Genomic DNA, 7040 nt, shown 5'->3' on the forward strand with positions numbered 1-7040 from the left:
CGGACGCCCCACTCACCGGCCGAGCCACCCGCCGGCCGAGCCACCCGGTCCGCGAACCTCACGTCCCGGGCGCCCCGGCCAACCGACCTGAACCGCACCGTCCCCGGAGTTACGCCGTCCGGGACCGCAGTCCTTCGAGCAGGATGTCGAGCAGTCGGGCGGAAGCCGCCGCCTGCTGCGCCGCGTCCGGCAGCGCGGGCGCGGCCGTCGCTATCACCAGCAGCACATCGGCCACCGTGACATCGGCACGCAGCGCACCGGCCTCCCGGGCCCGGTCGACGAGGCGGCCGACGACCTCGAGCAGCTCGCCCGCACCCGCGTCCTCCGAAGGCTCGTCCTCAAGGCCGGTCCGCGCAGCGCCGACGACCCGCAGGTCGGGCGCCCCGCCGGCCGCGATGACCTGACGCTGGTGCGGAACCCGCGCGGCCTCCTCGTCCACCCCGTCGGCCCCGTCCTCACTGGGCCCGCCGACCCGCAGCACCTGCGGAGGCAGCAGCCGCCCGGCGCCCGAGGCCACGGAGGTGCGCAGGAAGCAGGACAGCGCCTGCCAGGGCTCCTCCTCCTGGCCGAGAGCCGTACGGGCCTGCTCGGTCAGTCGCGAGGTCTCCTCCTCGGCTATCCGCCGGACGAGGACGTCCTTGCTGGGGAACCGTCGGTACACGGTGCCGACACCGACCCGTGCGCGCCGTGCGACGTCCTCCATCGGAGCCCCGTAGCCGAGCTCGCCGAAGACCTCGCGGGCCGCGCGAAGTACGTGCTCGAGATTGCGCTGTGCGTCGACGCGCAGCGGCGTGGAGCGACCCACGCCGTGTGTGGTGGCGCCGCCGGCCATCAGCCGCCCGTGGCTGTCGGTCGCGGAAGCGGCCGACGACAGAGCGGTGGCAGAAGCATGGAAATCGGAAATGTGCATATGTATCCCCCGGTAATCATTTGTCTCCCCCCGGAGACACTCCCCGCCTTCATGTCGAGGGGGGCCACGGTCATGAGGGCCCTGGTCCTACTCCTCGACGAGTTACGAACATAGTTGAGCCAGAGTCAATTCAGAAGAGGCAGCCCCGGACGGACCACCGCCCGATCGGAGCATTCACCCTCAATTTTCCGTTCGAAGCCTCCGGAATCACTCATTCCGTACCGCCTGACCTGCGCACCTTCCCCTCCATCCGCACCCCCTGACAACCTCGCCCCGCCGTCCCCTCCGGTCACACAATTTGTCGGGCCTGTGGACAAACTCCCGGCCACGTTGCGTCATGGGACGGTGAAGGCTGCTAACTCCCGGGGCACGGCCCCCGGTACCCCGCCCCGTACGCGGATCCTCATCGTCGGCGGCGGCTACGTAGGCATGTACACGGCACTCAGGCTCCAGCGAAAGCTGAGAACCGACGAGGCCGAGGTCACGGTGGTCACCCCCGAGCCCTACATGACGTACCAGCCCTTCCTCCCGGAAGCGGCCGCCGGCTCCATTTCCCCGCGCCACGTCGTGGTCCCGTTGCGCCGTGTTCTGCCGAAATGCCGCATCGTCATCGGCGAGGCCCGCCACATCGACCACGCCGCCCGGACCGCGACCGTCACCACCCTCGCCACGGACGAGGAGGGCGAAGGCCCCGTAGAGATCGAGTACGACGAACTGGTCCTCGCCCCCGGCTCCGTCTCCCGCACGCTCCCCATTCCGGGTCTCGCCGAATACGCCATCGGATTCAAGACCGTGGAAGAGGCCATCGGCCTGCGCAATCACGTCATCGAGCAGATGGACATCGCCTCCTCCACCCGCGATCCCGCCCTGCGCGACGCCGCCCTCACCTTCGTCTTCGTCGGCGGCGGCTACGCCGGCGTCGAGGCACTCGGCGAGCTGGAGGACATGGCCCGCTACGCCGCCCGCTACTACCACAACATCAAGCCCGAGGACATGAAGTGGGTGCTGGTCGAGGCCAGCGACCGGATCCTCCCCGAGGTCGGCCCCGAAATGGGCACGTACACGATCCGCGAACTGCGCCGCCGCGGCATCGACCTGCGCCTGGAGACCCGGCTCGAGTCCTGCGAGAACCGCATCGCCGTCCTCAGCGACGGGGCCCGCTTCCCCACCCGCACCGTCGTATGGACCGCCGGCGTCAAACCGCACCCGATCCTCGCCGCCAGCGACCTGCCCAAGACCGAGCGCGGCCGCCTCGCCTGCACCTCCTTCCTCACCGTCGAAGGCGTCGAGCACGCCTGGGCCGCCGGGGACGCAGCCTCCGTCCCCGACATCACCGCCCCGGAGAAGGGCGTCGCCTGCGCCCCCAACGCCCAGCACGCCGTCCGTCAGGCCAAGGTCCTCGCCGACAACCTCGTGTCGTCCCTGCGCGGCGGACTCCTCACCGAGTACGCCCACAAGTACGCGGGTTCCGTGGCCTCCCTCGGACTCCACAAGGGCGTCGCCCACGTCTACGGCCGCAAGCTCAAGGGCTACCCGGCCTGGCTCATGCACCGGGCCTACCACCTCAGCCGCGTCCCGACCCTGAACCGCAAGACGCGCGTGCTCGCCGAGTGGACGCTCTCCGGCCTCTTCAAGCGTGAGATCGTCTCGCTGGGATCCCTCGAACACCCCAGAGCAGAATTCGAACTCGCAGCGGGCGGAGGCCCCAAGGACCCTCCCAAGAAGACCGAAGGCTGATGCTGTCAGTCCCGTCGGCCACACTGGACGTGTGACCATAGGTGGGCTCACACCTGCACAGAGTGACATCAGCGTGACATCCGAGTGCCACCCGATTGCCACCGAGTGACACAGCGACCACGAGCGACACCACGAGGCTTGAAAGCAGTGAACTTCACGCGCTGGAGCGCCCGGTTTCCCGGAACGCAGCGCCGCGCCGCGGCCCGGTCCGAACACGCAGCCGCCCAGGCCAAACGGGGCGAGGGCTCGGTCCCGGCCGCCCGCGGCGCGGCCGGCCATTCCGCGACCGGCCCGGACGGCTTCCCCGCGGACCCCACGGTCCGCGGCACCGGTTCCACCCCCGGCACCGGGTCCGCCCCGGCCGCCGCGGAGGGTACGGGGACCCCCGCACCCTCCCTCGACGAGCTCTCCGTACGCGACGTCCTCGACCGCCTCCCGGCCCTCGTCGCCCTCGTGCACGGCCCCGAGCACCGCGTCGCCTACGTCAACGACGCCTACACCGCCGGCTTCGGCGCCCGCGCCCCCGGCGCCCCCGCGCACCTGGCCCTCCCCGAGCTCGGCGAGCTCGGCCTGCTCCCGCTCCTCGACCAGGTCCAGCGCAGCGGAAAGCCCCGTACGGCCAAGAACCGCACCGCGCCCGGCGGCACCAGCTCGTACACGGTCACCTGCACCCCGATCGAGTTCCCCAAGACCAAGGCCGACGCCGACGGATCCACCACCCACGCGCATGCCAACGCCGGCACGGGATCCGAAAGCGAACCGGAAGCCCACACCGGCACCGGCGTCCTGATCCACCTCGCCGACGTCACCGACCACGCCGAGGCCGTCGCACGGCTGCGCGCCAGCGAGCGCCGCCAGCGCGAGGCCGCCGTCACCCTCCAGCGCTCCCTCCTCCCCCAGGAGCTCGAGCAGCCCGACGACCTGCGCGTCGCCGCCACCTACCAGCCCGGCGGCACCGAAGCCGCCGTCGGCGGCGACTGGTACGACGTCATCACCCTCGGCGCCGGCCGCACCGCCCTCGTCATCGGCGACGTCATGGGCCGGGGTGTCCGCGCCGCAGCCGTCATGGGCCAGCTCCGCACCGCTGTCCGCGCGTACGCCCGCCTCGACCTGCCCCCGCACGAGGTCCTCCAGCTGCTCGACGGCCTCGCGGCCGAGATCGACGCCAGCCAGATCGCCACCTGCGTCTACGCCGTCCACGACCCCAACGAGGGCCTCCTCGCGTACGCCTCCGCCGGCCACCTCCCGATCCTCGTCCGCGACGAGGACGGCACGGTCCGGCGCGCCGCCGACCCCACCGGCCCGCCGCTCGGCACCGGCGGCTGGCTGCACACCTCGGGCACCATCGCGCTGGGCCCCGGCTCCACCGCCGTCCTCTATACGGACGGCCTGGTCGAGCGCCGCGGCGAGGACATCGACGAAGGCGTCGAGGCCCTGGAGCGCGCCCTCTCCGGCGCCCAGGGCACCCCCGCCGTCATCTGCGACCGCCTGATGCGCGCCCTCGGGGTCGACGCCGATCACGACGACGACGTCGCCGTGATGGTCCTCCAGCAGCCCGCCCGCACCGGCGCCGACGCCGAGCTCTTCCACAACGCGGCCCTGGAACTCCTCGGCGGCATCGAGGCCGCTCCGCGCGCCCGCGCCTTCGCCCAGGGCGTCCTGGCCTCGTGGCGCTTCCCGGTGGAGCTCTGCGACCTGGGAGTCCTGGCGGCCAGCGAACTCGTCGCGAACTCCCTCCAGCACGGCACCCCGCCCATGCGCCTGCGGCTGCGCCGCACCGACCGCCGGCTGATCATCGAAGTCACCGACGGGGACGACCACCTCCCGCGCCGCCGTCGGGCCGAACCGGCCGACGAGACCGGCCGCGGCATCTCGATCGTGGCCACCATCGCCTCGGCCTGGGGCTCCCGCCGCACCCCGGGCGGCGGCAAGGCCGTCTGGTGCGAGTTCGCCCTCCCCGACAAGGCCCCGTAGCCGAACACGACGAAGGCCCCGGTCCACCGACCGGGGCCTTCTCCGTTCCTACCCGCTCACTTCTTCCTACGCGTGCACGGGCTCGGCGTCCTTCACCCGCTTCACCACGACGATGCTCCCGGCCAGCGAAGGGTTGTCCTGCACCGGCGTCAGCTGCTTGCCGAGCCGCAGCGCCAGCCCGGCGATGCCGAGCGAGACCAGGACGAAGATCCCGATGTAGAGCATCGGCACGCCCGCGGCCAGCGGCACACCGAGCGGCCCGAGCGCCAGAGCCAGCTGCTTGACCAGCGCGAAGGCCGAGTTGTACTGGCCCACGGACCCCTCGGGCGCCAGGTCGGCCACCAGCGGCGCGAGCGTCGGCGACAGCATGGCCTCCCCGATGCCGAACAGGGCGTACGTGGTCACGAACGCGGCGGCGGCCACGACGGCGCTGCCGTGCCCGAGCCCGGAGAAGGCGGCAATGATCCACGCCACGGTCCAGAGCAGACCGACGAGCGCGATCACCCGGGACCGGCGGTGGTTCTCCACCAGCCGCAGCACGACGAACTGGGCGAGCACGATCGCACCGGTGTTGGCGGCGAGCGCGAACCCGAGCGTGGAGGGGGAGATCCCGGCGGCCTCGGTACCGAAGGCGGCGAGACCCGACTCGAACTGTCCGTAACAGGCGAAGAACAGAACAAAGCCGAGGACGCAGAACTGCACCATCGCCTTGTGCTCCATCAGCCGCTTCCAGCCGCCGCCTGCCTGGGCCGCGTCCTTGGCCAGCGCGGTGCTGATGGCCGGCACCTGCGGCATGCGCACGGTGGCGATGACCCCGGCCAGCACCAGGAACATCACGGCCTCGATGCCGAAGAGCAGCGTGAAGCTGCCGGGACGGCTCTCGTCGACGATGAGCCCGCCGATCAGACCGCCGATGCCCAGACCCAGGTTCTGCATGAAGAACTGGAGGGCGAAGGCACGGGTCCGGGTGGAGGGGGTGGAGCAGCGCACGATCATCGTGGCCAGCGCGGGCTGCATGACGGCCTGGCCGGCACCCAGCGCGAGCGCGGAGAGCAGGATCGCGACCACACCGGTGGAGAGCCCGAGCGACAGCGCGCCGAACGAGGCGACGACGGCCGCACCGATGACGACGGGGACCGGACCGCGCCGGTCGATCACCCGCCCGGTGAAGGGCAGCGCGAGGAGCGCACCGAGGGCGAACGCCATGAACGTTCCCGTCGCCCACATGGGGTCCAGTTCTCGCACCTTCGCCGCGTAGACGTAGAGGAACGGAACCGTGAAGCCGATACCGAACGCGGTCAACGCGTTCCCGGCCTGGATCCTCCGCATCGCAGCGCCCATCACCTTGGTCACTTCTCACCACCTTGATTGCTGAAGCTTGAAGACTTCATACCTAAAGTTCGATCCTTAACACTACACACCGAAGGAGTTAGATGCCAACGACCCCCGTGCCATACTTCGGAGCATGGGTGACACCCCCGACGGCACTGCGCCCGTCCACGAGCCGAGCCTCGACGAACAGATCGCCGTCTATCAGCGCGAGTTCCAGGACCTCGACCCCCAGGTCGAGAAGGTCGTCTCGGCCCTCAGCCGCTTGAACCGCCGCATGAACGTCGCGTACGGCCGCCAGACGGCGGCCCTGGGCATCAGCAACGCGGAGTGGGAGGTCCTCAAGGCCCTCGTCCTTTCCGGAGCCCCGTACCGGATGGGGCCGAGCGAGCTCGCGAAGCAGCTGGGCCTCACGCCGGCGGCGATGACCCACCGGATCGACCGCATGACGGCGGAAGGACTGGTCACGCGCGAGCGGGACGAGAACAACCGGGTCCGCGTGATCGTGGAGCTCACCGCTGAGGGCCGCAGCAAGTGGCTGGACGCGATGCGCGCGGCGACGGTCTTCGAAGAGGACCTTCTCCAGGACCTCTCCACGGCGGAGCGGGGCGTACTGGGCGACATGCTCACCCGCCTCCTGGCCCGCGTAGAGGACCTCCAGTCCCCGCACTGATCGCCCAGTGGCCCGGCCCGGCCGCCCGGGTTGACACGGGCCCTGCCGATCCGTAAGGTTCTTCGAGTTGTCCCTGAGCCGAAAGGTTTCGGAGACAACGAATCCCGCCGCCTAGTTGCGGCACCCAACTCAGCAAGATCTCCCACTGGGAACGCATTCGGCATGCCCGAATTCATTCCTGAAGGTCGATTATGAATCGCCCGGGAAATCCACTAGAGTTCGGGAGTCGGAAGGGCCCAACAGCCCGGAAGACAAACCCCGCTGACTGGGAGTCAGGCCCGAAAGAGTCTGATAGAGTCGGAGACACAAGAACGAAGGAAGCGCCCGGAGGAAAGCCCGAGAGGGTGAGTACAAAGGAAGCGTCCGTTCCTTGAGAACTCAACAGCGTGCCAAAAATCAACGCCAAAAGTTGATACC

The 7040-nt window shown here is 70.3% G+C and carries 5 protein-coding genes; 3 read left to right on the top strand and 2 right to left on the bottom strand.

The features are described 5' to 3' along the window. Window positions 1-109: 109 nt before the first annotated feature. Window positions 110-910 carry a TetR/AcrR family transcriptional regulator gene (locus tag ACFVX6_RS10710; RefSeq protein WP_389689971.1) on the bottom strand — a complete coding sequence of 267 codons (801 nt, stop codon included), beginning with the start codon at window positions 908-910 and terminating at the stop codon, window positions 110-112. A gap of 345 nt (window positions 911-1255) precedes the next feature. Between ACFVX6_RS10710 and ACFVX6_RS10715 the strand changes: the two genes are divergently transcribed. Then, complete coding sequence (locus tag ACFVX6_RS10715) at window positions 1256-2647, top strand: NAD(P)/FAD-dependent oxidoreductase (protein ID WP_389689973.1); 1392 nt, start codon at window positions 1256-1258, stop codon at window positions 2645-2647. Between the two features lie 147 nt (window positions 2648-2794). After that, entirely contained in the window at window positions 2795-4621 is a 1827-nt protein-coding gene (locus ACFVX6_RS10720; RefSeq protein WP_389689975.1) for a SpoIIE family protein phosphatase, read from the top strand. A gap of 66 nt (window positions 4622-4687) precedes the next feature. On the opposite strand, the gene ACFVX6_RS10725 is transcribed toward ACFVX6_RS10720, so the two are convergent. Beyond that, window positions 4688-5974: an MFS transporter gene (locus tag ACFVX6_RS10725; RefSeq protein ID WP_389689977.1), complete on the bottom strand. Its 1287-nt coding sequence runs from the start codon at window positions 5972-5974 to the stop codon at window positions 4688-4690. A gap of 112 nt (window positions 5975-6086) precedes the next feature. On the opposite strand from ACFVX6_RS10725, the gene ACFVX6_RS10730 reads away from it, so the two are divergent. Next, entirely contained in the window at window positions 6087-6623 is a 537-nt protein-coding gene (locus ACFVX6_RS10730; protein WP_266956936.1) for a MarR family winged helix-turn-helix transcriptional regulator, read from the top strand. Window positions 6624-7040 lie beyond the last annotated feature (417 nt).

It is taken from the genome of Streptomyces sp. NPDC058289 (assembly GCF_042880975.1).
Lineage (GTDB): Bacteria > Actinomycetota > Actinomycetes > Streptomycetales > Streptomycetaceae > Streptomyces > Streptomyces stoeckheimensis.